The sequence below is a fragment of the Neobacillus oceani genome (assembly GCF_046237595.1).
GTDB classification, from domain to species: domain Bacteria; phylum Bacillota; class Bacilli; order Bacillales; family Cytobacillaceae; genus Bacillus_D; species Bacillus_D oceani.
Window position 1 is genome coordinate 1 of record NZ_CP143543.1, and the last position, 25,394, is coordinate 25,394.

Genomic DNA, 25,394 nt, shown 5'->3' on the forward strand with positions numbered 1-25,394 from the left:
TTGGAAAATATCGCGGACTTATGGAATGCGGCGTTAGCCACGATCGAAACAAAAATAAGCAAGCCTAGCTTCGATACATGGCTGAAATCGACAAAGGCGCATTCGCTCCAAGGCAATACACTTGTTGTAACGGCTCCGAACGAATTCGCGCGCGACTGGCTTGAAGAACGATATGCCCCATTAATTTCGGAAATCCTTTATGAAATTACAGGGGAAGAGCTTGAAGCAAAATTTATCATCCCGCAGGTAAAGGACGACGAGGAGCCTGAACTTGCTCTCCCGAAAAAGAAGCATAGAAAAGAGGAAGAAAACTATGATATTCCACAAACGATGCTGAATCCGAAGTATACGTTTGACACGTTTGTCATTGGATCAGGAAACCGGTTCGCCCACGCAGCTTCGCTTGCGGTCGCTGAAGCTCCCGCGAAAGCGTATAACCCCCTGTTCATCTATGGAGGGGTCGGGCTTGGCAAAACACACTTGATGCATGCAATCGGGCATTACGTCCTTGAACATAATCCGTCCGCAAAAGTAGTTTATTTGTCTTCCGAAAAATTCACGAATGAATTCATCAATTCAATCCGTGACAACAAGGCGATTGAATTTCGGAATAAGTACCGGAAAGTTGATGTATTGCTCATTGATGATATTCAATTCCTTGCCGGAAAAGAGTCAACCCAGGAGGAATTCTTCCATACATTCAACACATTGCACGAAGAAAGCAAGCAAATCATCATTTCGAGTGACCGGCCGCCAAAGGAAATTCCGACCCTTGAAGACAGGCTTCGTTCCCGGTTTGAATGGGGCCTTATTACCGACATTACCCCTCCCGACCTGGAGACGAGGATTGCAATCCTTCGCAAGAAAGCAAAAGCGGAAGGCCTAGATATTCCGAATGAAGTCATGCTGTATATAGCAAACCAGATCGACTCGAACATTAGGGAACTTGAAGGAGCGCTTATCAGGGTAGTTGCCTATTCCTCATTAATAAACAAGGATATTAACGCTGACCTCGCAGCCGAGGCGCTAAAGGACATTATCCCTAGTTCAAAGCCGAAAATCGTCACGATCCTTGATATCCAAAAGGCAGTCGGGCAGCAGTTTAACGTGAAGCTTGAGGATTTCAAAGCAAAAAAACGGACCAAATCCGTTGCATTTCCCCGTCAGGTTGCCATGTACCTATCACGTGAACTTACCGACTTCTCGCTTCCGAAAATCGGCGAAGAGTTCGGAGGCCGGGACCATACGACGGTCATCCATGCCCATGAAAAGATTTCAAAGCTGCTAGCTACCGATGCCCAACTCCAAAAGCAGGTTAAAGAGTTGAACGAGCTGTTGAAAGTTTAGCCTTTTTGTGAATAACTCCGTTGAGGTTACACACAGTCTGTCCACATGTGGATAGACTGTCTTTCCTTTGAACGAGCCAGTTATCCACAAACTCACAGGCCCTACTAGTACTTCTACGATCTTTTTAAAGAACTTATTATTATATTTTAAGCAAAAAAAATTCTGCATGAATCGGGGGAAGAAAAATGAAATTCAGTATCCAACGCGACTATCTTGTCCAAAGCGTAAATGATGTGATGAAGGCCGTTACGTCAAGAACGACCATTCCAATCCTGACCGGGATAAAAATTGTTGCGGGAACAGACGGAGTAACATTAACAGGGAGCGATTCCGATATTTCGATCCAATCGTTTATCCCGAAAGAAGAAAATGGGGATGAAATCGTTGAAATCAAGCAGCAGGGAGCAATTGTCCTCCAGGCGAAATTTTTCAGCGAAATCGTTAAAAAACTTCCTACCGATACAGTTGAAATCGACGTGCAAAACCATCAGCAGACCGTCATCCGCTCAGGGAAATCTGAATTTAACTTGATTGGCCTGGATGCGGAGGAATATCCGCATCTTCCGCAGATTGAAGAAAAGAACAAATTCCGTATCCCCGCCGACTTGCTAAAAGCATTAATCAGGCAAACCGTTTTCGCAGTATCCGTATCGGAAACTAGGCCTATCTTGACAGGTGTAAACTGGAAGGCCGAAAACAATCAATTAACCTGTATTGCAACAGATTCGCATCGCCTCGCATTGAGGAAAGCGCATGTTGAAACAGAAAACAATGATTCCTATAATGTCGTCATTCCGGGTAAAAGCTTGAATGAACTGAGCAAAATCATTGCCGACACAAATGAGCCGATTGATATCGTCATTACCGATAACCAGGTGCTATTCAAAGCGAAAAACCTGCTCTTTTTCTCAAGGCTCCTAGAAGGGAACTATCCCGATACATCCAGGCTTATTCCACAAGACAGTAAAACGGATGTCGTCGTCCATACGAAGGATTTCCTACATGCGATTGACAGGGCTTCGCTCCTTGCAAAAGAAGGACGAAACAACGTTGTCAAATTTTCGACCCTTGGAGATGGCATCGTCGAAGTTTCTTCCAACACCCCTGAAATCGGAAAGGTTGTTGAAGAAATCCAAAGCCAATCTGTCGAAGGAGAGGAATTAAAAATTTCCTTTAGCGCAAAATATATGATGGATGCGCTAAAAGCCCTTGAAGGTACAGATATTAAAGTAAGTTTTACAGGAGCGATGAGGCCGTTCGTCATCCGTCCACTTCACGACGAATCGACACTGCAGCTGATCCTTCCGGTAAGGACTTATTAATTTCAATTTCGTTTAAAAAGGAGCTGCCGGTTAAATGGCAGCTTCCTTTCTTGATAACAGGATAAACAGCGGCTCCTAAATTATGGGAGTTGGCCAGAAACAGCATAGAAACAGAATAAACAAGCTAAATCTCAGTATTCTTTGTATCTTCGGAGTTTTTTTAGTAAAATAAAGTATTAGATACTTCTAATTGGAAACGCTAAGCCACCATTTGGGTTAGGCTGATCGAGTTTTAAGTAAAAGCCAATTTCTTTTGGAAAAGAGTGAGCGAAATGCCAGTTGAAATAACAATCGATACGGAATACATCACGCTGGGCCAGTTTTTAAAGCTCGCCGACATCATTCAGACTGGCGGGATGGCCAAATGGTTCCTTGGCGAACATGAGGTGTTTATCAATGGGGAACAGGACCAAAGACGAGGAAGAAAACTCAGGGCTGGAGATAGAATATCCATTCCGGGCTTTGGTGAATTTACCCTTGAACAGGCTTAAGGGATGTTGACATGTATATTGAAAAGCTGGCATTAAAAAATTATCGGAATTACGACAGCCTTGAAATCGGCTTTGAAAATAAGGTGAATGTAATCCTTGGTGAAAACGCCCAAGGAAAAACAAATCTAATGGAATCGATCTATGTCCTGGCAATGGCAAAATCCCACCGGACCTCGAATGATAAAGATCTTATTCGTTGGGATAAGGATTATGCTAAAATAGAAGGACGGATTAATCGAAAACACGGTTCTCTCCCGATGCAGCTCGTTATTTCAAAAAAAGGCAAGAAAGCCTGGTACAACCATATCGAGCAACAAAGGCTGAGCCAGTATGTCGGAAACTTGAATGTTGTCATGTTTGCGCCTGAAGATCTGAACCTTGTCAAAGGCAGTCCACAGATCCGCCGGCGTTTCATAGATATGGAGATCGGACAGGTTTCGCCTGTCTATTTACACGGGGTCAGCCAGTATTTGAAAATCCTGCAGCAAAGAAACCACTACTTGAAAATGCTGCAAATCAAGAAAACCAGTAACGAGACGATGCTGGATATCCTCACTGAACAATTTATCCAAGCTGCGGTCAGGATTACCGCGAAACGGTTTGAATTCCTCAGGATCCTTGAGAAATGGGCACAGCCCCTCCACAAAGGCATCTCAAGAGGCATTGAAACATTGGAAATACACTACTCCCCCTCTGTCAATGTATTAGAAGGACAGGATTTGTCGAAAATGATAGAGGTATTTGAAGAAAAGTTCACAAAGGTGAAAGCCAGGGAAATCGAACGAGGAACAACCCTTTTCGGACCCCACCGGGATGATGTCCTGTTCCATGTGAACGGTCGCGATGTCCAGACTTTCGGGTCACAGGGGCAGCAGCGGACAACGGCCTTATCCGTAAAGCTCGCGGAGATTGAGCTAATCCAATCCGAAATCGGTGAATATCCAATCCTCCTTTTGGACGATGTCCTTTCGGAGCTTGATGATCACCGGCAATCCCACCTTCTTAATACAATCCTTGGGAGAGTACAAACATTCGTAACGACAACAAGTGTGGAAGGAATCGACCACCAGACAATCAAGGAAGCTTCTACCTTCATTGTCGATTCAGGTGAGATCATACGCAGGAATTGAGGCGGTCCTATGTATATTCACATCGGCGAAGACCATATGGTAAGGGTGAAAGAAATTATTGCCATTATCGATAAAGGCAGTACCACGGATTCCGGATTGGCTGAATCGGGCAAAGCAATCAATTTGTCCAAAGGCCCCTTCAAATCGGTCGTCGTTACGGAGAAAGACATTTATTTATCCCCTTTGGCCTCAACTACATTAAAAAAACGTTCAGCCCGGATGGGCATTCCGGATTTTTGATATGAACTTAACATAAATCAGCAAGGCAAATGCAATGAAAGAGCAGGTGAGCGGTTTGGCAATGGATCAAGAAATGATGAAGGAACAATCGTATGATGCCAGTCAAATTCAGGTGCTTGAAGGCCTGGAGGCTGTAAGGAAGCGGCCGGGAATGTACATCGGCTCGACAAGCAGCAAAGGTTTGCACCACCTTGTCTGGGAAATTGTCGATAATAGTATAGATGAAGCTCTGGCCGGCTATTGCGATAAAATTAAGGTCATTATTGAAGAAGATAATAGCATTACGGTCAAAGATAACGGGCGGGGCATACCTGTCGGAATCCAGGAAAAGATGGGCAGGCCCGCGGTTGAGGTCATCCTTACGGTGTTGCATGCCGGAGGGAAATTTGGCGGCGGAGGCTATAAAGTGTCCGGAGGGCTCCACGGTGTTGGCGCTTCCGTTGTAAACGCGCTGTCCACATTCCTTGAGGTTTTTGTTCACCGGGATGGCAAGATCCATTATCAGAAATATGAACGCGGTGTTCCCGTCGCTGATTTGAAGGTGATTGGCGAAACCGACAGGACCGGTACGACCATCCACTTTAAGCCGGATCCGGAAATCTTTACGGAAACGCTTGAATATGAGTACGATGTACTAGCGAACAGGCTCCGGGAGCTTGCTTTCTTAAACCGCGGACTCAATATTGCCATTGAAGACAAGCGTGTTGAAAACAAGTCGAATGATTATCATTATGAAGGCGGAATTAAATCGTATGTTGAGCATTTGAACCGTTCGAAAGAGGTAATCCATGACGAGCCAATCTATATGGAGGGCGGTCGTGATGGCATTACGGTAGAGGTTGCCATGCAATACAACGATGGCTATACAGGAAACCTTTATTCTTTCGCCAATAATATCCATACGTATGAAGGCGGTACCCACGAATTTGGGTTCAAAACCGCGTTGACCAGGGTTATCAATGATTATGCCCGCAGGAGCGGAATTTTTAAGGAAGCTGATACGAATCTGTCTGGGGAAGACGTTCGTGAAGGACTGACTGCCATTGTCTCTATCAAGCATCCTGATCCGCAATTCGAAGGCCAAACTAAAACTAAACTTGGCAACTCGGAAGTACGCGCGGTAACCGATGCCGTTTTTGCGGACCAGTTTGAAAAATTCATGCTGGAAAACCCTGTTGTCGCTAGGAAAATCGTTGAAAAAGGGCTTATGGCCGCACGTGCAAGGCTCGCTGCGAAAAAAGCACGCGAGTTGACCCGCCGGAAGAGTGCGCTTGAAGTTTCAAGCCTTCCAGGCAAGCTTGCCGACTGTTCATCGAAAGATCCTTCCGAAAGTGAAATCTATATTGTTGAGGGTGACTCCGCTGGAGGATCCGCCAAACAGGGGCGCGATCGCCATTTTCAGGCAATTCTCCCGCTTCGAGGGAAGATTTTGAATGTTGAAAAGTCAAGGCTTGATAAAATCCTGTCCAATAACGAAGTAAGGGCAATCATTACAGCTGTTGGCACAGGGATTGGTGAAGATTTCGACATCAGCAAGGCGAGATACCATAAAATTGTCATCATGACAGATGCCGACGTCGACGGAGCCCATATCCGCACTTTATTATTGACGTTCTTTTACCGTTATATGCGGCAGATCATTGAGTCGGGCTATATTTATATCGCACAGCCGCCGCTGTATAAAATCCAGCAAGGCAAACGCATCGAATACGCGTATAACGACAAGCAAATGGATGAGATCATGGCTGGGCTCCCGGCAACGCCAAGGCCTAATATCCAACGGTATAAGGGACTTGGGGAAATGAATCCGGATCAGTTGTGGGAGACAACGATGAATCCTGAAACGAGGACTCTTCTCCAGGTAAGCCTGACCGACGCAATTGAAGCCGATGAGACATTTGAAATCCTTATGGGCGACAAAGTGGAGCCCCGACGGAACTTTATCGAGGAAAACGCAATTTATGTAAAAAACCTGGATATTTAAAAATGATGAACGCCGCATCACATGATGATTCAACTTAAAAGCCAGGATAGATAGTCATCTATCCTGCTTTTGTAATTAATTTAGGGTTTATTGGCCGGCGTGCGAGTAGCGGCCAGTCCCTAATGGAGGTAATTTGATGGCTGATTTTGAAAACCCCCGAGTAAGGGAAATAAATATTAGCCAGGAAATGAAATCATCCTTCCTGGACTATGCAATGAGTGTTATCGTTTCACGTGCCCTTCCTGATGTCCGGGATGGACTGAAGCCGGTACACCGCCGTATCCTCTATGCAATGCACGACCTCGGAATGCATTCGGACAAACCTTATAAGAAATCCGCGCGTATTGTCGGGGATGTTATTGGTAAATACCATCCACATGGCGATTCCGCTGTCTATGAAACAATGGTCCGGATGGCCCAGGATTTTAACTACCGCTATATGCTCGTCGATGGACATGGAAACTTCGGTTCAGTGGACGGCGATGCGGCCGCGGCAATGCGTTATACGGAATCGAGAATGTCGAAAATATCGATGGAACTCCTAAGGGATATCAATAAAGATACCATTGACTATCAGGATAACTATGATGGAGAGGAAAAGGAGCCTGTTGTCCTTCCCGCCCGTTTCCCTAACCTGCTCGTAAATGGGACGACAGGGATTGCGGTTGGAATGGCGACAAATATCCCTCCACATCAGCTTGGTGAAATAATCGATGGCGTATTGGCCCTTAGCCAGGATCCAGATATTACGGTCCACGAATTGATGGAGACGATTCCAGGCCCTGATTTCCCGACTGGGGGAATTATCATCGGGCGCAGCGGCATCCGCAAAGCATACGAAAGCGGCCGGGGTTCAATCACTCTGCGTGCAAAAGTCGAGATTGAACAGCTGAAGAACGGCAAAGAAGTTATTCTTGTAAAAGAATTGCCGTATCAGGTGAACAAAGCTAGACTAATTGAAAAAATCGCTGAGCTCGTGCGTGACAAAAGGATTGACGGCATTACCGATCTGCGTGATGAATCCGACCGAAATGGAATGCGTATTTACATCGAGGTCAGAAAAGATGCGAATGCCAATGTCGTCCTAAATAATTTGTACAAGCAAACTGCGATGCAGACCAGTTTCGGAATCAACCTGCTTGCCCTAGTAGAAGGGCAGCCAAAAGTGTTAAACCTGAAGCAGTGTTTAAAATACTATCTCGCCCACCAACAAGTGGTCATCAGGCGCCGTACTGAATTTGAACTTGGTAAAGCAGAAGCGAGGGCGCATATCCTCGAGGGGCTGCGCATTGCCCTAGATAATCTGGATGCGGTCATTACACTTATCCGTAATTCCAGGACAACCGATATCGCAAAGGATGGGTTAATGTCAACCTTCAATCTTTCCGAAAAGCAGGCCCAGGCGATTCTTGATATGAGATTGCAGCGCTTAACCGGTCTGGAAAGGGAAAAGATTGAGGATGAATTCCAGAATCTGATGGCATTGATAGCCGAATTGAAGGCAATCCTAGCTGATGAAGAAAAAATTCTCGAAATCATCCGTGAAGAACTGCTCGAAATTAAGGAGCGCTTTAACGATACAAGGCGTACTGAAATCGTGGCGGGCGGAATTGAGAACATCGAGGATGAAGACCTGATTCCGCGTGAGACCGTTGTTCTTACTCTTACCCACAATGGCTACATCAAACGCCTGCCTGTTTCCACCTATCGTGCCCAAAAACGCGGTGGACGGGGAATTCAGGGGATGGGGACAAATGAGGATGACTTTGTTGAACAGCTGATTACAACGTCCACTCATGATACGATCCTCTTCTTTACAAATAAGGGGAAAGTATACCGTGCCAAAGGCTATGAGATTCCGGAATTCAGCCGTACGGCAAAAGGACTCCCGATTATTAACCTTCTCGGCATTGAGAAAGGCGAATGGGTTAACGCAATCATTCCGATTGATGAATTTGTGGATGACTGGTTCCTCTTCTTTACAACAAAGGAAGGGATTTCGAAACGTTCACCGCTTACTTCATTTGCGCATATTCGCAACAACGGCCTCATAGCCCTGAACCTCCGAGAGGGAGATGAATTGATTTCAGTCCGGCTTACTGACGGAAGCAAGGAAATCGCAATCGCGACCAAAAAAGGGATGCAGATCCGTTTCCCTGAAACCGACGTAAGGACAATGGGAAGGACCGCAACAGGCGTAAAAGGAATTACGCTTGATCCTGATGATGAAGTCATCGGGATGGAAGTCCTTGAAGAAGGCACGGATGTGCTTGTCGTAACAAGCAAAGGATATGGAAAGCGGACTGCCGCAGCCGAATACCGTATCCAGGGCCGTGGAGGAAAAGGTATTAAGACAGCAAACGTAACTGAACGGAACGGTGAACTCGTTTCAATGAAAACTGTTACGGGTGAGGAAGACCTTATGCTCATTACAACTAGCGGGGTGCTTATCCGTATCCCGGTTGACAGCATATCGAAGGTAGGAAGGAACACAATCGGTGTCAAGCTGATCAACATTAAAGATAATGAAAGTGTGGCAACGGTTGCGAAAGTAGAAAGGGAAGAAGAAAAGCCCGAAGACGAATCCGGTGCAGCAGTTGAAGCTACGCATACAGATGAAGATATTGTCGTAACTGAGGTTGTCGAATTGGATGAGCCTGCAGGAAGCCTGGACCAAGATCCAGAAGAAGAGAGCGGCGAAGAATAAGCGTCAAATGCTAAATTAAAGCGGGAAGCCGGATTATGGCTTCCCGTTTTTCAATAACTTTTTAAAGGAATTATCAGAAATAACTTTCTGTTTTAAAAGGTATTGCCTGTTTGCCGGGTTGCTGATATAATCACAAAGGTCGGCTTGAGTTATTAACACTGAGAAGTTAAATATTTAATAAAAAGTATTGACGTTAACCAGCTGATATGATATATTATTAAAGTCGCTGTTGGGCGACAATTGCTCTTTGAAAACTAAACAAACAAGCGTCAACAAACAATAATATAGTGATCTTCGGATCACTAGCCAACGTAACTTTATGAGCTAAACTCATACTCTTTTTTGGAGAGTTTGATCCTGGCTCAGGACGAACGCTGGCGGCGTGCCTAATACATGCAAGTCGAGCGGAAGTTTCAAAAGCTTGCTTTTGGAACTTTAGCGGCGGACGGGTGAGTAACACGTGGGCAACCTGCCTGTAAGACTGGGATAACTTCGGGAAACCGGAGCTAATACCGGATAATCCTTTCTAACACATGTTGGAAAGCTGAAAGACGGTTTCGGCTGTCACTTACAGATGGGCCCGCGGCGCATTAGCTAGTTGGTGGGGTAATGGCCCACCAAGGCGACGATGCGTAGCCGACCTGAGAGGGTGATCGGCCACACTGGGACTGAGACACGGCCCAGACTCCTACGGGAGGCAGCAGTAGGGAATCTTCCGCAATGGACGAAAGTCTGACGGAGCAACGCCGCGTGAGCGAAGAAGGCCTTCGGGTCGTAAAGCTCTGTTGTCAGGGAAGAACAAGTACCGGAGTAACTGCCGGTACCTTGACGGTACCTGACCAGAAAGCCACGGCTAACTACGTGCCAGCAGCCGCGGTAATACGTAGGTGGCAAGCGTTGTCCGGAATTATTGGGCGTAAAGCGCGCGCAGGCGGCCTCTTAAGTCTGATGTGAAAGCCCACGGCTCAACCGTGGAGGGTCATTGGAAACTGGGGGGCTTGAGTGCAGAAGAGGAGAGCGGAATTCCACGTGTAGCGGTGAAATGCGTAGAGATGTGGAGGAACACCAGTGGCGAAGGCGGCTCTCTGGTCTGTAACTGACGCTGAGGCGCGAAAGCGTGGGGAGCGAACAGGATTAGATACCCTGGTAGTCCACGCCGTAAACGATGAGTGCTAAGTGTTAGAGGGTTTCCGCCCTTTAGTGCTGCAGCAAACGCATTAAGCACTCCGCCTGGGGAGTACGGCCGCAAGGCTGAAACTCAAAGGAATTGACGGGGGCCCGCACAAGCGGTGGAGCATGTGGTTTAATTCGAAGCAACGCGAAGAACCTTACCAGGTCTTGACATCCTCTGACACTCCTGGAGACAGGACGTTCCCCTTCGGGGGACAGAGTGACAGGTGGTGCATGGTTGTCGTCAGCTCGTGTCGTGAGATGTTGGGTTAAGTCCCGCAACGAGCGCAACCCTTGATCTTAGTTGCCAGCATTCAGTTGGGCACTCTAAGGTGACTGCCGGTGACAAACCGGAGGAAGGTGGGGATGACGTCAAATCATCATGCCCCTTATGACCTGGGCTACACACGTGCTACAATGGATGGTACAAAGGGCAGCGAAGCCGCGAGGTGGAGCCAATCCCATAAAACCATTCTCAGTTCGGATTGCAGGCTGCAACTCGCCTGCATGAAGCCGGAATCGCTAGTAATCGCGGATCAGCATGCCGCGGTGAATACGTTCCCGGGCCTTGTACACACCGCCCGTCACACCACGGGAGTTTGTAACACCCGAAGTCGGTGGGGTAACCGCAAGGAGCCAGCCGCCTAAGGTGGGACAGATGACTGGGGTGAAGTCGTAACAAGGTAGCCGTATCGGAAGGTGCGGCTGGATCACCTCCTTTCTAAGGATATTGCCTTCGGGCAATCGGAATGCGGACCTCTTGGTCCGTAAGTTGACTGCTTGTTTGTTTAGTTTTGAGGGAGCAATCCTTCTTGAATAATGATGTGGGCCTATAGCTCAGCTGGTTAGAGCGCACGCCTGATAAGCGTGAGGTCGATGGTTCGAGTCCATTTAGGCCCACCATTCATGTTCTATAATATGGGGCCTTAGCTCAGCTGGGAGAGCGCCTGCTTTGCACGCAGGAGGTCAGCGGTTCGATCCCGCTAGGCTCCACCAATCGTCTTTATGACGAACTTCGTTCCTTGAAAACTGGATAATGTTAAGAAGAAGTAACCAAGAAGAACCGAGTGATCGCCATTTTAGTTTTCTCTCTGGTAAACAGAGTGGAATGACCTTTTAGGTTAAGTTAGAAAGGGCGCACGGTGGATGCCTTGGCACTAGGAGCCGATGAAGGACGGGACTAACACCGATATGCTCCGGGGAGCTGTAAGTGAGCTTTGATCCGGAGATTTCCGAATGGGGAAACCCGCCATCCGTAATGGGGTGGCATCTTTACCTGAATCCATAGGGTATTGAAGGCAGACCCGGGGAACTGAAACATCTAAGTACCCGGAGGAAGAGAAAGCAAACGCGATTCCCCAAGTAGCGGCGAGCGAAACGGGACATAGCCCAAACCGGAAGGCTTGCCTTCCGGGGTTGTAGGACACTCTACATGGAGTTACAAAGGAACGGGGTAGGCGAAGAGGCCTGGAAAGGCCTGCCGGAGAAGGTAAAAGCCCTGTAGCTGAAACTTCGTTCCCTCCTGAGTGGATCCTGAGTACGGCCGGACACGTGAAATCCGGTCGGAATCCGGGAGGACCATCTCCCAAGGCTAAATACTCCCTAGTGACCGATAGTGAACCAGTACCGTGAGGGAAAGGTGAAAAGCACCCCGGAAGGGGAGTGAAAGAGATCCTGAAACCGTGTGCCTACAAGTAGTCAGAGCCCGTTCATGGGTGATGGCGTGCCTTTTGTAGAATGAACCGGCGAGTTACGGTCCCATGCAAGGTTAAGCCGAAGAGGCGGAGCCGCAGCGAAAGCGAGTCTGAATAGGGCGAATGAGTATGTGGCCGTAGACCCGAAACCAGGTGATCTACCCATGTCCAGGTTGAAGTCCAGGTAACACTGGATGGAGGACCGAACCCACGTACGTTGAAAAGTGCGGGGATGAGGTGTGGGTAGCGGTGAAATTCCAATCGAACCTGGAGATAGCTGGTTCTCTCCGAAATAGCTTTAGGGCTAGCCTCACGTTGTAAGAGTCTTGGAGGTAGAGCACTGTTTGGACTAGGGGCCCCCATCGGGTTACCGAATTCAGACAAACTCCGAATGCCAAAGACTTATCCGTGGGAGTCAGACTGCGAGTGATAAGATCCGTAGTCAAGAGGGAAACAGCCCAGACCACCAGCTAAGGTCCCAAAGTATACGTTAAGTGGAAAAGGATGTGGAGTTGCTTAGACAACCAGGATGTTGGCTTAGAAGCAGCCACCATTTAAAGAGTGCGTAATAGCTCACTGGTCGAGTGACTCTGCGCCGAAAATGTACCGGGGCTAAACGTATCACCGAAGCTGTGGATTGACATCTTCGATGTCAGTGGTAGGAGAGCGTTCCAAGGGCGTTGAAGCAGGACCGGAAGGACCTGTGGAGCGCTTGGAAGTGAGAATGCCGGTATGAGTAGCGAAAGATGGGTGAGAATCCCATCCACCGAATGCCTAAGGTTTCCTGAGGAAGGCTCGTCCGCTCAGGGTTAGTCGGGACCTAAGCCGAGGCCGAAAGGCGTAGGCGATGGACAACAGGTTGATATTCCTGTACCACCTCTTCATCGTTTGAGCAATGGGGGGACGCAGGAGGATAGGGTAAGCGCACTGTCGGATATGTGCGTCTAAGCAGTTAGGCTGGAAAGCAGGCAAATCCGCTTTCCGTGACGGCTGAGCTGTGACAGCGAGGGAAATTTAGTACCGAAGTTCCTGATTCCACACTGCCAAGAAAAGCCTCTAGCGAGATGAAAGGTGCCCGTACCGCAAACCGACACAGGTAGGCGAGGAGAGAATCCTAAGGTGAGCGAGAGAACTCTCGTTAAGGAACTCGGCAAAATGACCCCGTAACTTCGGGAGAAGGGGTGCTCTTTAGGGTTCATAGCCCTGAAGAGCCGCAGTGAATAGGCCCAGGCGACTGTTTAGCAAAAACACAGGTCTCTGCGAAGCCGCAAGGCGAAGTATAGGGGCTGACGCCTGCCCGGTGCTGGAAGGTTAAGAGGAGGGGTTAGCGCAAGCGAAGCTCTGAATCGAAGCCCCAGTAAACGGCGGCCGTAACTATAACGGTCCTAAGGTAGCGAAATTCCTTGTCGGGTAAGTTCCGACCCGCACGAAAGGCGTAACGATCTGGGCACTGTCTCAACGAGAGACTCGGTGAAATTATAGTACCTGTGAAGATGCAGGTTACCCGCGACAGGACGGAAAGACCCCGTGGAGCTTTACTGCAGCCTGATATTGAATTTTGGTACAGCTTGTACAGGATAGGTAGGAGCCTGTGAAGCCGGAGCGCCAGCTTCGGTGGAGGCGTCGGTGGGATACTACCCTGGCTGTATTGAAATTCTAACCCGCACCCATGATCTGGGTGGGAGACAGTGTCAGGCGGGCAGTTTGACTGGGGCGGTCGCCTCCCAAAATGTAACGGAGGCGCCCAAAGGTTCCCTCAGAATGGTTGGAAATCATTCGCAGAGTGTAAAGGCACAAGGGAGCTTGACTGCGAGACCTACAAGTCGAGCAGGGACGAAAGTCGGGCTTAGTGATCCGGTGGTTCCGCATGGAAGGGCCATCGCTCAACGGATAAAAGCTACCCCGGGGATAACAGGCTTATCTCCCCCAAGAGTCCACATCGACGGGGAGGTTTGGCACCTCGATGTCGGCTCATCGCATCCTGGGGCTGTAGTCGGTCCCAAGGGTTGGGCTGTTCGCCCATTAAAGCGGTACGCGAGCTGGGTTCAGAACGTCGTGAGACAGTTCGGTCCCTATCCGTCGTGGGCGCAGGAAATTTGAGAGGAGCTGTCCTTAGTACGAGAGGACCGGGATGGACGCACCGCTGGTGTACCAGTTGTCTTGCCAAAGGCATCGCTGGGTAGCTATGTGCGGACGGGATAAGTGCTGAAAGCATCTAAGCATGAAGCCCCCCTCAAGATGAGATTTCCCATTCGAAAGAAGTAAGATCCCTGAAAGATGATCAGGTTGATAGGTCAGAGGTGGAAGCACGGCGACGTGTGGAGCTGACTGATACTAATCGATCGAGGACTTAACCAAATAGATTGCTCGTTCTTCCGAACTTCTTCTGAAAATTATCCAGTTTTGAGGGAATGAACCTCAAACCAAATAGTCTGGCAGTTATGGCGAGAAGGCCACACCCGTTCCCATACCGAACACGGAAGTTAAGCTTCTCAGCGCCGATGGTAGTTGGGGCCTTGCCCCTGTGAGAGTAGGACGCTGCCGGGCAAAATCGAAGGCAACCTTAGATGGGTTGCCTTTTTTGGTGTCTTTAAGACATGTGAATGAACTGCCAGCCATTGAAAACCTTTCTGTCCATGTTTAAGAGACAGCAAAAGGAAGAGATAGTCTGGAGTCGAAATCCCCTTCGGTTGTCAGATAAACCCCATATAAGTGACAAGCAAGCACCAAAATTTGGTTGGGTTGTCAGATAAATCCCGTTTAAAGGACAGCCTGGATCTCAAAACCGAAAAGGTGTCGCATAATCGGTGGATGGCTCGGATCAATCCATCCGTATAAAACCACTTTATTTTGTGAAGAATCTGATTTCAGCATTCAGCTATTAGTAAAAGTACCCAATAAAGCGAACGATGCGCAACAATCCTATTTTAATGTTCGTTTATTGTTGACTCGCATTTCCATAGCTGTTATGATGGTAGCGACAAATGAAATAGCAATGCCCTCGTATAATCATGGGAATAGGGCCCATAAGTTTCTACCCGGTGACCGTAAATCGCTGGACTATGAGGGAAAGTAGCGCGGTTGAGGGGTATGGTGTCTTTATTTATCCATACTTCTATTTTGCAACTGTATCAGGACTTTCTATAGCCCTGGTCAGACTGCTTTCTCTTGTAAAAGGAGAAGCTTTCTGGCCGGGGTTTTTTATTTTGCCGAGAAGGATGTGGAGCTGGATGGATGTGAAGGTTGCTGTCATTATGGGGAGCAAATCGGATTGGGAGACGATGAAGCATGCCTGCGGGATGCTGGATACCCTTGAGGTTCCTTATGAAAAAAAGGTTGTTTCCGCCCATAGGACACCCGATTTAATGTTTCGTTTCGCGGAAGAAGCAAAGGAGCGCGGCCTGGAAGTAATTATTGCCGGCGCTGGGGGAGCCGCCCATTTGCCCGGGATGGTTGCAGCTAAAACAATTGTCCCTGTTATTGGCGTACCAGTTCAGTCGAAGGCGCTGAATGGGCTTGATTCGTTGCTTTCGATTGTACAAATGCCTGCAGGGGTTCCTGTTGCAACTGTTGCAATCGGGGAGAGCGGAGCGAAGAATGCGGCTCTTCTTGCAGCCCAAATACTTGCGGCAAAAGATAGCACGCTCGCCGAGAGAATCCAAAAATTGAGGAATGCTGCAGAGGAAGCAGCAATCGAAAGCAGTGGCTACCTTGAATAGGAAAGTGATTTTGCCGGGCCAGACAATTGGAATTATAGGCGGCGGGCAGCTAGGCAGGATGATGGCTCTTTCTGCAAAGGCGATGGGTTACAGGATAGCGGTCCTTGATCCCAATCCGGATTCACCGTGCGGGCAGGTTGCGGACCATAAGATTATCGCGCCTTACAACAGCGGCCAAGCAATGGAAGAGTTGGCGGCAATTTGCGACGTCGTTACATTTGAATTTGAAAATATTGATGAAAATGCACTGGAGCTTGCAGCCAATCGAACATGGGTGCCCCAGGGAGTTCAATTGCTCAGTATAGCAAAAGACAGGATTAAAGAAAAAAACGCGATCATGGAAGCCGGGTTGCCAGTGGCACCCTATAAATCAGCCAGTACAACGAACGAGCTTGCCGAAGCGGTGAAGGAGATTGGTTTCCCGTGTGTCGTAAAAACAGCAAGAGGCGGTTATGACGGAAAAGGGCAACTTGTTTTAAAGAGTGATAGAGAAATAGAAACAGCGGCTGAATTGCTCAAGCATGGATCATGTGTCGTTGAAAAGTGGGTCTCATTCAAAAAGGAGATATCGGTTATTGCAGCAAGGAATTCGAGTGGAGAAACGGCCGTATTCCCGGTTGCTGAAAATATTCATAAAAACAACATTCTCCATCAAACTATTGTACCGGCCAGAATCGGCAATGAAGCCCGGGAACAGGCGATGCAGTTGGCAGTCCGGCTGGCGGACGCTTTGGAAATGGTTGGAACGCTTGCCGTTGAAATGTTCCTAATGGGGGATGGGTCGATATTTATTAACGAGATCGCGCCAAGGCCGCATAATTCAGGGCATTTTACAATCGAAGCTTGTGAAACCTCCCAGTTTGCCCAGCATATCAAGGCTGTTTGCAATTTGCCTTTAGGAAAAACAGAACTTTTACGCCCAGTTGTTATGGTCAATGTGCTTGGTGAGCATCAGGAGCCGCTTCTTGCAAAACTTCCGGAACTACGAAATTGGAACGTTCATCTTTACGGAAAAAACGAAGCGAAGGCCGGCAGGAAAATGGGCCATGCAACATTGATTCGCGATTCGGCAGACCAGGCACTATTGGAAATCGAAGAATCCGGGATTTGGACATTGAATTCTATGTCTGCAATTGGCAAATGAGAGGAGACGGGACAGATGGGTGAACTGTTGTATGAAGGGAAAGCAAAACGGATTTACAGTACGGCTGACGAACAAGCAGTCCTTGTCGAGTACAAGGACTCCGCTACCGCTTTTAATGGGGAAAAGAAAGCTGAAATAGCCGGCAAAGGCCAGCTCAATAACGAAATCAGCTCCCTCCTTTTCAAAAAGCTTAAGGAACACGGAATAGAGTCCCATTTCATTGAAAAGGTTTCTGCGACGGAGCAGCTTGTTAAAAAGGTCACGATCATTCCGCTTGAGGTGGTTGTACGGAATATTGCGGCGGGAAGTATGGCGAAGCGCCTTGGCCTTAAGGAAGGCAGGCCGCTTCTAAAGCCGATAGTCGAATTTTATTTCAAGGACGACAGTCTTGGCGACCCGTTAATCACAGAGGACCATATCCTTGAGCTACAGGCCGCAACGCCAGGTGAGATTGAAGTTTTGAAACAAAAGGCGCTTGAAGTTAATTCGTTCTTAAGTTCCTTCTTTGAAGGGCTCGGAGTCAGGCTCGTTGACTTCAAGCTTGAGTTTGGCAAGGACGCTTCCGGCCAACTTCTGCTGGCGGATGAGATTTCCCCAGATACATGCCGTCTCTGGGATATGGAGACAAATGAAAAACTTGATAAAGATGTGTTCAGGCGAGATCTTGGCAGCATTACCGACGCGTACGAAAAAATATTGGTCCGATTGGGAGGCTAAAATCATGGTCAAAGTAAAAGTGTTTGTCACGTTGAAGGAAAGTGTTCTGGATCCCCAGGGAAAGGCCGTTTCAAATGCCCTGCATTCACTTGGATATGAGGAAATCGCCGATGTGAGAATCGGAAAATATATGGAATTGTCGATTGATCCCGCTGGCAGGGATGTCGAGACGGTTGTACGGGAGGCGTGCGAAAAGCTGCTGGCGAACCCGGTTATCGAGGAATACCGCTATGAGCTTGAGGAGGCTGTGATCCGATGAAATTCGCTGTCATTGTATTTCCTGGATCAAATTGCGACTCTGATATGTACCATGCGATCAAGGATGAACTTGGCTCCGAGGTTGAGTATGTATGGCATACGGAAACAAGCCTGGAGGGTTTTGACGGAATCCTTCTCCCGGGAGGGTTTTCGTACGGCGATTACTTGCGCTGCGGGGCGATTGCCCGGTTTAGCTCGATCATGGGAGAAATCATCAAAGCGGCGGAAGCCGGAAAACCAATCCTCGGTGTTTGCAACGGGTTCCAAATCCTACTCGAAGCAGGCCTCCTGCCGGGAGCGCTCAGAAGGAATGACAGCCTGAAATTCGTCTGCTCCCCGGCAAAAATCACGGTGGAAAACAACAACACACTCTTTACAGCCGGTTATGAAAACGGGCAAATTTTGTCCATCCCGGTTGCCCATGGGGAAGGGAACTATTTCTGCGACCCGGAAACACTCGTGAAACTCAAGCACAATAACCAGATTGTTTTTACCTATACAGAAAACATCAATGGCAGCCTTGAGAATATCGCTGGCATCATCAATGAACAGGGGAATGTTCTAGGGATGATGCCGCATCCTGAGCGGGCGGTGGACAGCCTGCTTGGCAGCGCTGATGGATTGGCGCTGTTTCAATCAATCGTGAAGCAATGGAGGGAATCACATGTTGTTAAAGCTTGAACCATCGCCGGAACAAATCAAATCCGACAGATTGTACAGCCAAATGGGCCTATCCGATGAAGAGTTCACGAAGATTGAAGAAATTCTCGGCCGCCTACCGAATTATACCGAAACGGGTCTGTTTTCCGTTATGTGGTCAGAGCATTGTTCGTATAAGAATTCTAAGCCGATTTTAAAAAAATTCCCAACGAAAGGGGAACGCGTCCTTCAAGGCCCTGGCGAGGGGGCAGGTGTCGTTGATATCGGCGATGGGCAGGCGGTTGTTTTTAAAATTGAGAGCCACAATCACCCATCTGCAATTGAACCGTACCAGGGAGCTGCGACCGGGGTTGGCGGCATCATCCGCGATATTTTCTCGATGGGTGCAAGGCCGGTTGCCCTTTTGAACTCACTCCGCTTTGGCGAGCTAGATTCCTCACCTCGCGTCCGCTATCTTTTCAAAGAGGTCGTTGCGGGGATTGCCGGATACGGAAACTGTATCGGAATTCCGACAGTCGGCGGTGAAATCCAATTTGATGCTTCCTATGATGGCAATCCGATTGTAAATGCGATGTGTGTAGGACTAATCGACCACAAGGATATGAAAAAAGGGTTGGCTAGCGGTGTTGGCAACACAGTCATGTATGTTGGCGCGAAAACGGGCCGGGATGGTATTCATGGAGCAACTTTTGCTTCCGAGGAACTAACGGATGATTCCGAAGAGAACCGCCCTGCGGTCCAGGTTGGCGATCCATTCATGGAGAAGCTGTTGCTTGAGGCGTGCCTCGAGCTTGTAAAATCGGACGCTCTTGTCGGCATTCAGGATATGGGAGCCGCGGGGCTGACGAGTTCAAGCGCCGAAATGGCAAGCAAGGCGGGATTTGGGATAGAAATGAATCTTGACCTTGTACCGCAGCGGGAATCAGGCATGACCGCATATGAAATGATGCTATCGGAATCCCAGGAACGCATGCTGATTGTTGTTAAAAAGGGCCGTGAACAAGAAATCATTGACCTTTTCTCAAAATATGAGCTTGAGGCAGTCGCGGTTGGTGTTGTCACGGAAGAGAAAAAGCTGAAGTTGATGCATAACGGCGAGGTTGCGGCCGATGTACCGGTTGATGCGTTGGCACTTGATGCGCCTGTCTACCATAAGCCTTCCGCGGAGCCGGAATATTTCCGTAATTTCCAGGCAATGGATCATGCGGTCCCTAAGGTGGATGACTATGCAGATACGCTAATCCGCCTGCTGAAGCAATCGACCATCGCTTCAAAAGAATGGGTCTATAATCAGTACGATTATATGGTCCGGACCAACACAGTCGTGGCTCCGGGGTCTGATGCCGCGGTCATAAGGATACGAGGTACAAAGAAAGCTTTGGCGATGACGACGGATTGCAATTCACGCTACCTCTATCTTGACCCGGAAACTGGCGGAAGAATCGCTGTATCGGAGGCGGCCAGAAATGTCGTTTGTTCGGGTGCCGAGCCGCTCGCAATTACCGACAACCTGAACTTCGGCAGCCCTGAGAAGCCGGAAATTTTCTGGCAGATGGAGAAAGCCGCGGACGGGATCAGTGCGGCATGCCTTGCATTGAATGCGCCGGTCATCGGCGGTAATGTATCGCTATACAACGAGACGAATGGAAAAGCCATTTATCCGACGCCTGTCATTGGCATGGTCGGATTGATTTCGGACATCGACCATATTACGACCCAGGCATTCAAGGAAATTGGAGACCTCATTTATTTGCTTGGTGAGACGAAGGATGAATTCGGAGGTTCCGAACTGCAGAAGCTCATCCACGGCGACATTTTTGGAAAATGCCCGGAACTTAACCTTGAAACAGAAGTGAAACACCAAAAGTCGGTTCTAGAAGCAATCCGGGCCGGGCTCGTCCAATCCGCGCATGACCTGTCGGAAGGTGGCCTTGCGGTCGCGCTCGCCGAGTGCGTGTTTGGAACAAATGGCCTTGGTGCCGCGGTTGCGCTTGAAGGCAATGCGGTATCGGCTCTCTTTAGCGAAACACAATCCAGGTTCCTTTTAACTGTAAAAAAAGAAAACCAGGAGCTATTCGAAACATTGACTGGAGCGAGGATGATTGGCCAGGTTACCGGTGAACCTGTTTTACACATTTCAGTAAATGGCGAAACAGTTGTCGATGAAAAAGTGGAACGTTTGGAAAGTGCCTGGAGAGGAGCCATTCCATGCTTGCTGAACTAAGGGGCTTGAACGAGGAATGCGGAATATTTGCTGTTTGGGGACATGAGGATGCCGCAAGGATTACGTATTACGGGCTTCATAGCCTTCAGCACAGGGGGCAGGAAGGTACTGGAATCATTACATCAGATGGAAAACAGCTTTCCGGGCATAAAGGGGAAGGGCTTGTTTCCGAGATGTTCAATGAACAGGTTCTTTCAAAATTAATTGGGAATGCCGCAATTGGGCATGTACGGTATGCGACTGCAGGCGGGGGCGGATATGAAAATGTCCAGCCCCTTCTCTTCCACTCGCAAACAGGAAGCATGGCACTCGCCCATAACGGCAACCTTGTCAACGCGAACCTGATTAAGTCGATTCTTGAGCAGCAGGGGAGCATCTTCCAGACAAGTTCCGATACGGAAGTGCTGGCTCATTTGATAAGAAGGAACAGCGGCTGGCTTTTGAAGGACCGTGTCAAAAGCGCGCTCAAGCAGATTGAAGGCGCCTTTGCCTATGTCATTTTAACAGAAAAAGAATTGATGATTGCCCTTGATCCGAAGGGCTTAAGGCCGCTTTCACTCGGGAAACTCGGCGACGCCTACGTTGCGGCATCGGAAACATGCGCGTTTGATGCCATTGGCGCGGAATTTATCCGCGATATTCTGCCTGGTGAACTATTAATCATCAACGACGATGGTTTGCATTTGGAATTCTTCACGGAAAGCAGGGATGAGGCCATCTGTACGATGGAATACATTTATTTTTCCCGTCCCGACAGCAACCTTCAAGGAATCAATGTCCATACGGCTCGGAAAAATCTCGGGAAACGGCTTGCCATGGAAGCGGGAATCGAAGCAGATGTTGTGACCGCGGTCCCGGATTCGGGCGTTTCGACGGCCATTGGCTATGCGGAGGCATCCGGCATCCCTTATGAACTTGGCCTCATCAAAAATCGTTATGTCGGAAGAACCTTCATCCAGCCTTCCCAAACTCTTAGGGAGCAGGGGGTTAAGATGAAGCTATCCGCGGTAAGGGGCGTTGTGGAAGGGAAACGGGTCATCATGGTCGACGATTCAATCGTCCGGGGAACGACGAGCAAGCGGATTGTCGCAATGCTAAAGGCCGCTGGCGCGGTCGAAGTGCATGTTGTCATCAGCTCGCCGCCCATTAAGTATCCATGCTTTTATGGAATTGATACGTCTACAAAGGAAGAATTGATCGCCCATGGCCATTCGCCTGAGGAAATCAGGCAGCTAATTGGCGCAGACTCGCTGACATTCCTTAGCACTGAAGGGATGCTCGAGGCAATAGGCCGTCCGAATACATGGAAAAACTGCGGACAGTGCCTTGCTTGCTTCACGGGTGAATATCCGACTGAACTGTATCCAGATTCACTCCAATACTACTACCAAAAATAACTTCGGGATAGACGGACGAAGGATGTGGAAGGGAGAACGCCATGTCAAAAGCGTACAAGGAAGCGGGCGTTAATATAGAAGCCGGCTATGAAGCGGTGGAAAAGATGAAACGCCATGTCAGAAAAACAGCCAGGCCGGGAGTGATGGGAGGGCTAGGAGGATTTGGGGCGATGTTTGATCTATCAGCTTTGAATCTAAAAGAGCCGGTCCTCATATCGGGTACGGACGGAGTTGGGACAAAACTGATGATTGCCTTTAAGACGGGGCGGCATCACACAATCGGGATCGATGCGGTCGCAATGTGCGTGAATGATATTGTTGTCCAGGGCGCGGAGCCGCTTTACTTCCTTGATTATATCGGTTGCGGGAAAGCGGACCCGGACAGGATTGAAGCGATTGTAAAAGGGGTTGCCGATGGATGCGAACTGGCTGGGTGCGCATTGATTGGCGGTGAAACAGCCGAGATGCCTGGCATGTATGCGCCTGAAGAATATGACCTTGCTGGTTTTGCGGTCGGGGCTTGTGAAAAGGCGGCTATCATTGACGGAAGCGGCATACGTGCGGGGGATGTGCTCGTCGGTTTGGCGTCAAGCGGGCTCCATAGCAATGGCTTCTCACTCGCAAGGAAGGTCTTTTTTGAAAAGGCAGGCCTGAATGTCGATGAGTACATTCAGGAATTCGGCTGCACTCTCGGTGAGGAAATGCTGAAGCCGACGAAAATCTATGTAAAACCAATTTTATCAGCATTGAAACAATTCCCCATCAAAGGAATGTCCCATATTACCGGGGGCGGTTTCCATGAAAATATACCGAGAATGCTGCCGGCGGGCCTTGGTGCGGAAATTTCCGTAGGTACATGGGAGGTTCCTCCAGTCTTTTCATTGCTCGAACAGCTTGGGAACCTTGACCGGGAAGAAATGTACCATGTCTTCAATATGGGCATCGGCATGGTGATTGCGATTGATGAAGCGTCTGCTCCCGCTCTGGTCAGGCATCTGGAGGCAAGCGGTGAGCGGGCATCCATTATTGGCCATGTGGCAGATGGGGAAGGGATTCGGATTTCATGAAAAATGTCGCTGTATTTGCGTCCGGAAATGGCTCCAACTTTCAGGCAATCCTTGAGGCCGTGGGGAACGGCAAACTTAAAGCAGACATCCGCCTGCTCGTTTGTGACCGGCCTGGTGCGTTTGCCGTGGAAAGGGCAAGGTCAGCGGGTATTGAAACTCTCGTATTCAACCCAAAGGAGTTTTCGGGAAAGGAAGCGTATGAGAATCTCATTTCTGAAAAATTGTCCGAAGCAAGCATTGACTGGATAGTCCTTGCCGGCTATATGCGGCTGCTCGGCCCAGTCCTTTTATCAGCCTATGAGGGCAGGATTGTGAATATCCATCCATCGCTTCTTCCGGCCTATCCCGGAAAGGATGCCATCGGCCAGGCGCTTGCCGCGGGTGCAACGAGAACAGGTGTGACAGTCCATTATGTTGATGAAGGAATGGACACCGGACCGGCAATCAGCCAGGTTGAAGTACCAATTTCCGCAGGTGAAACACTCGAAAGCCTGCAGGCGAAAATACAGGAAGTGGAGCACAGGCTATACCCGGCTGTGCTCCAAACGTTACTAAACACTCAGGGGGAAAACGAAAATGGCACAAAAGCGGGCATTAATCTCCGTTTCGAATAAACATGGCGTTGTGGAATTTGCCGCGGGGCTCTCAAAATTGGGCTACGAAATCGTTTCTACAGGCGGAACAAAGCGCGCTCTAGAAGAAGCTGGCATCCAGGTCACTGGTGTTAGTGATGTTACAGGATTCCCGGAGATTCTTGAGGGACGGGTCAAAACCCTTAATCCAAAAATCCATGGCGGGCTTTTGGCAAAATTGGATAATCCGTCGCATAGGCTGCAGCTTGAAGAACACGGCATTGAGCCAATTGGGATTGTTTGCGTTAACCTTTACCCATTCCGTGAGACTATCTCAAAACCCGGCGCCACAGTAGAGGATGCAATCGAAAATATTGATATAGGCGGCCCATCAATGCTCCGGGCGGCGGCGAAAAACCATCAGGATGTAACCGTCGTTATCGATCCGGACGATTATGATGAGGTATTGCGCCAGCTGAAGGAAACAGGTGAAGTTGACGGGTTGACAAGGAGAAGGCTTGCCGCTAAGGTATTCCGCCAAACAGCTGCCTACGACGCCCTCATTGCCTCCTATTTGACGGATCTGGCCGGAGAGGATTGCCCTGAAAGCCTGACCGTTACTTATGAATTGAAGGACAGGCTCCGTTATGGCGAAAACCCGCACCAGCGGGCCGCTTTTTACAAGAATCTACTAGGGGTAGGCGGTTCGATTGCCGAAGCAATCCAGCTTCACGGAAAAGAATTGTCCTATAACAATATCAATGATGCCAATGCGGCGCTTCAGCTTGTGAGGGAATTTACCGAGCCTGCAGCCGTGGCGGTCAAACATATGAATCCGTGCGGAGTAGGGACAGGTGAAACAGCACTTGCCGCCTTTTTGCAAGCATACGAGGCAGACCCGGTTTCCATTTTTGGCGGTATTGTCGCATTCAACAGGGAAGTGGACGGCAACGCAGCAGAGAAGCTGTATGATATTTTCCTCGAAATTATCATTGCACCGTCGTTTACGGACGAAGCGCTTCTCGTATTGCAAAAGAAAAAAAATCTCCGCCTTTTAACCGTTACGGATAGGGGAGGAGAAAAGACGGAAAGAAACCTCATTTCTATTGAAGGCGGCCTGCTTGTGCAGGATCCCGACCTCCTTTCTATAGAGGATGCCAAAATCGTGATTCCGACGAAGCGGCGGCCGAGTGAGGAAGAATGGAAAGCGTTGAAGCTCGGATGGAAAGTCGTTAAGCATGTTAAATCAAATGCGATTGTCGTTGCAAACGGGACTCGGACTGTTGGAGTGGGAGCAGGTCAAATGAACCGGATTGGAGCCGCGAAAATCGCCCTTGAGCAGGCGGGTGAGCGGGCAGCAGGAGCAGCCATGGCCTCGGATGCCTTTTTCCCAATGGACGATACAGTGGAAGCGGCGGCCCGCGCGGGGATAACGGCCATTATACAGCCGGGGGGTTCGGTCCGCGATGAGGACTCAATTAAAAAAGCTGATGAATATGGAATCGCAATGGTATTTACGGGCGTACGGCATTTTAAACACTAGGGAGGCAA

At 48.9% G+C, this 25,394-nt stretch carries 17 protein-coding genes, 2 tRNA genes, 3 rRNA genes and 1 riboswitch; all 22 genes read left to right on the top strand.

Going from position 1 to position 25,394, the window contains the following annotated elements:
* A complete protein-coding gene (gene dnaA, locus V1499_RS00005) occupies positions 1 to 1,347 on the top strand; it encodes a chromosomal replication initiator protein DnaA (protein ID WP_409272878.1) in 1,347 nt (448 codons plus the stop codon).
* A gap of 185 nt (positions 1,348 to 1,532) precedes the next feature.
* Positions 1,533 to 2,669: a DNA polymerase III subunit beta gene (gene dnaN, locus V1499_RS00010; RefSeq protein WP_409272880.1), complete on the top strand. Its 1,137-nt coding sequence runs from the start codon at positions 1,533 to 1,535 to the stop codon at positions 2,667 to 2,669.
* Positions 2,670 to 2,941: 272 nt separating this feature from the next.
* Positions 2,942 to 3,160, top strand: coding sequence for a S4 domain-containing protein YaaA (gene yaaA, locus V1499_RS00015; protein WP_316572311.1), 219 nt, complete (start codon positions 2,942 to 2,944; stop codon positions 3,158 to 3,160).
* Positions 3,161 to 3,171: 11 nt separating this feature from the next.
* On the top strand, positions 3,172 to 4,290 hold the full coding sequence (gene recF, locus V1499_RS00020; protein ID WP_409272882.1) for a DNA replication/repair protein RecF: 1,119 nt from the start codon (positions 3,172 to 3,174) through the stop codon (positions 4,288 to 4,290).
* Between the two features lie 9 nt (positions 4,291 to 4,299).
* Positions 4,300 to 4,530, top strand: a complete 231-nt coding sequence (gene remB / locus V1499_RS00025; protein ID WP_409272884.1) for an extracellular matrix regulator RemB — start codon at positions 4,300 to 4,302, stop codon at positions 4,528 to 4,530.
* A 73-nt stretch (positions 4,531 to 4,603) separates the two neighbouring features.
* Positions 4,604 to 6,514, top strand: coding sequence for a DNA topoisomerase (ATP-hydrolyzing) subunit B (gene gyrB, locus V1499_RS00030; protein ID WP_409276370.1), 1,911 nt, complete (start codon positions 4,604 to 4,606; stop codon positions 6,512 to 6,514).
* A 136-nt stretch (positions 6,515 to 6,650) separates the two neighbouring features.
* Positions 6,651 to 9,221 (top strand): DNA gyrase subunit A, encoded by a 2,571-nt coding sequence (gene gyrA, locus V1499_RS00035; protein WP_409272886.1) that lies wholly within the window; start codon positions 6,651 to 6,653, stop codon positions 9,219 to 9,221.
* A gap of 339 nt (positions 9,222 to 9,560) precedes the next feature.
* Positions 9,561 to 11,112 (top strand): 16S ribosomal RNA (locus V1499_RS00040).
* 105 nt (positions 11,113 to 11,217) lie between these two features.
* Positions 11,218 to 11,294 (top strand) — tRNA-Ile (locus tag V1499_RS00045).
* A 17-nt stretch (positions 11,295 to 11,311) separates the two neighbouring features.
* A tRNA-Ala gene (locus V1499_RS00050) sits at positions 11,312 to 11,387 on the top strand.
* 123 nt (positions 11,388 to 11,510) lie between these two features.
* Positions 11,511 to 14,443, top strand: a 23S ribosomal RNA gene (locus V1499_RS00055).
* A 73-nt stretch (positions 14,444 to 14,516) separates the two neighbouring features.
* Positions 14,517 to 14,632, top strand: a 5S ribosomal RNA gene (rrf, locus tag V1499_RS00060).
* The 16S, 23S and 5S rRNA genes sit together here with 2 tRNA genes alongside, the layout of an rRNA operon.
* A 434-nt stretch (positions 14,633 to 15,066) precedes the next feature.
* Positions 15,067 to 15,168: riboswitch (purine riboswitch) on the top strand.
* Between the two features lie 147 nt (positions 15,169 to 15,315).
* Positions 15,316 to 15,804: a 5-(carboxyamino)imidazole ribonucleotide mutase gene (gene purE / locus V1499_RS00065; RefSeq protein WP_316572899.1), complete on the top strand. Its 489-nt coding sequence runs from the start codon at positions 15,316 to 15,318 to the stop codon at positions 15,802 to 15,804.
* On the top strand, positions 15,797 to 16,948 hold the full coding sequence (purK, locus tag V1499_RS00070) for a 5-(carboxyamino)imidazole ribonucleotide synthase (RefSeq protein WP_409272888.1): 1,152 nt from the start codon (positions 15,797 to 15,799) through the stop codon (positions 16,946 to 16,948). Before purE ends, purK begins: the two co-directional genes overlap by 8 nt.
* Positions 16,949 to 16,963: 15 nt before the next feature.
* Positions 16,964 to 17,665, top strand: a complete 702-nt coding sequence (gene purC, locus V1499_RS00075) for a phosphoribosylaminoimidazolesuccinocarboxamide synthase (RefSeq protein ID WP_409272890.1) — start codon at positions 16,964 to 16,966, stop codon at positions 17,663 to 17,665.
* A 4-nt stretch (positions 17,666 to 17,669) separates the two neighbouring features.
* A complete protein-coding gene (gene purS, locus V1499_RS00080) occupies positions 17,670 to 17,924 on the top strand; it encodes a phosphoribosylformylglycinamidine synthase subunit PurS (RefSeq protein ID WP_316572896.1) in 255 nt (84 codons plus the stop codon).
* Positions 17,921 to 18,604, top strand: coding sequence for a phosphoribosylformylglycinamidine synthase subunit PurQ (gene purQ, locus V1499_RS00085; protein ID WP_409272892.1), 684 nt, complete (start codon positions 17,921 to 17,923; stop codon positions 18,602 to 18,604). Before purS ends, purQ begins: the two co-directional genes overlap by 4 nt.
* Entirely contained in the window at positions 18,588 to 20,807 is a 2,220-nt protein-coding gene (gene purL / locus V1499_RS00090) for a phosphoribosylformylglycinamidine synthase subunit PurL (RefSeq protein WP_409272894.1), read from the top strand. Before purQ ends, purL begins: the two co-directional genes overlap by 17 nt.
* A complete protein-coding gene (purF, locus tag V1499_RS00095) occupies positions 20,792 to 22,204 on the top strand; it encodes an amidophosphoribosyltransferase (RefSeq protein ID WP_409272896.1) in 1,413 nt (470 codons plus the stop codon). Before purL ends, purF begins: the two co-directional genes overlap by 16 nt.
* A 41-nt stretch (positions 22,205 to 22,245) precedes the next feature.
* Positions 22,246 to 23,271, top strand: coding sequence for a phosphoribosylformylglycinamidine cyclo-ligase (gene purM / locus V1499_RS00100; protein ID WP_409272898.1), 1,026 nt, complete (start codon positions 22,246 to 22,248; stop codon positions 23,269 to 23,271).
* On the top strand, positions 23,268 to 23,885 hold the full coding sequence (gene purN / locus V1499_RS00105) for a phosphoribosylglycinamide formyltransferase (protein WP_409272900.1): 618 nt from the start codon (positions 23,268 to 23,270) through the stop codon (positions 23,883 to 23,885). The genes purM and purN overlap by 4 nt, the downstream gene beginning before the upstream one ends.
* Positions 23,848 to 25,386, top strand: a complete 1,539-nt coding sequence (gene purH / locus V1499_RS00110; protein WP_409272901.1) for a bifunctional phosphoribosylaminoimidazolecarboxamide formyltransferase/IMP cyclohydrolase — start codon at positions 23,848 to 23,850, stop codon at positions 25,384 to 25,386. Before purN ends, purH begins: the two co-directional genes overlap by 38 nt.
* Positions 25,387 to 25,394: the final 8 nt, after the last annotated feature.

What these genes read in the sequence shown, in the direction of transcription:
- dnaN (WP_409272880.1), top strand. Translation starts at nt 1,533, where the DNA reads ATGAAATTCAGTATCCAACGCGACTATCTTGTCCAAAGCGTAAATGAT.
- gyrA (WP_409272886.1), top strand. Translation starts at nt 6,651, where the DNA reads ATGGCTGATTTTGAAAACCCCCGAGTAAGGGAAATAAATATTAGCCAG.
- recF (WP_409272882.1), top strand. Translation starts at nt 3,172, where the DNA reads ATGTATATTGAAAAGCTGGCATTAAAAAATTATCGGAATTACGACAGC.
- purH (WP_409272901.1), top strand. Translation starts at nt 23,848, where the DNA reads ATGGCACAAAAGCGGGCATTAATCTCCGTTTCGAATAAACATGGCGTT.
- remB (WP_409272884.1), top strand. Translation starts at nt 4,300, where the DNA reads ATGTATATTCACATCGGCGAAGACCATATGGTAAGGGTGAAAGAAATT.
- purN (WP_409272900.1), top strand. Translation starts at nt 23,268, where the DNA reads ATGAAAAATGTCGCTGTATTTGCGTCCGGAAATGGCTCCAACTTTCAG.
- purL (WP_409272894.1), top strand. Translation starts at nt 18,588, where the DNA reads ATGTTGTTAAAGCTTGAACCATCGCCGGAACAAATCAAATCCGACAGA.
- purQ (WP_409272892.1), top strand. Translation starts at nt 17,921, where the DNA reads ATGAAATTCGCTGTCATTGTATTTCCTGGATCAAATTGCGACTCTGAT.
- yaaA (WP_316572311.1), top strand. Translation starts at nt 2,942, where the DNA reads ATGCCAGTTGAAATAACAATCGATACGGAATACATCACGCTGGGCCAG.
- purM (WP_409272898.1), top strand. Translation starts at nt 22,246, where the DNA reads ATGTCAAAAGCGTACAAGGAAGCGGGCGTTAATATAGAAGCCGGCTAT.
- purS (WP_316572896.1), top strand. Translation starts at nt 17,670, where the DNA reads ATGGTCAAAGTAAAAGTGTTTGTCACGTTGAAGGAAAGTGTTCTGGAT.
- purC (WP_409272890.1), top strand. Translation starts at nt 16,964, where the DNA reads ATGGGTGAACTGTTGTATGAAGGGAAAGCAAAACGGATTTACAGTACG.
- purF (WP_409272896.1), top strand. Translation starts at nt 20,792, where the DNA reads ATGCTTGCTGAACTAAGGGGCTTGAACGAGGAATGCGGAATATTTGCT.
- purE (WP_316572899.1), top strand. Translation starts at nt 15,316, where the DNA reads ATGGATGTGAAGGTTGCTGTCATTATGGGGAGCAAATCGGATTGGGAG.
- gyrB (WP_409276370.1), top strand. Translation starts at nt 4,604, where the DNA reads ATGATGAAGGAACAATCGTATGATGCCAGTCAAATTCAGGTGCTTGAA.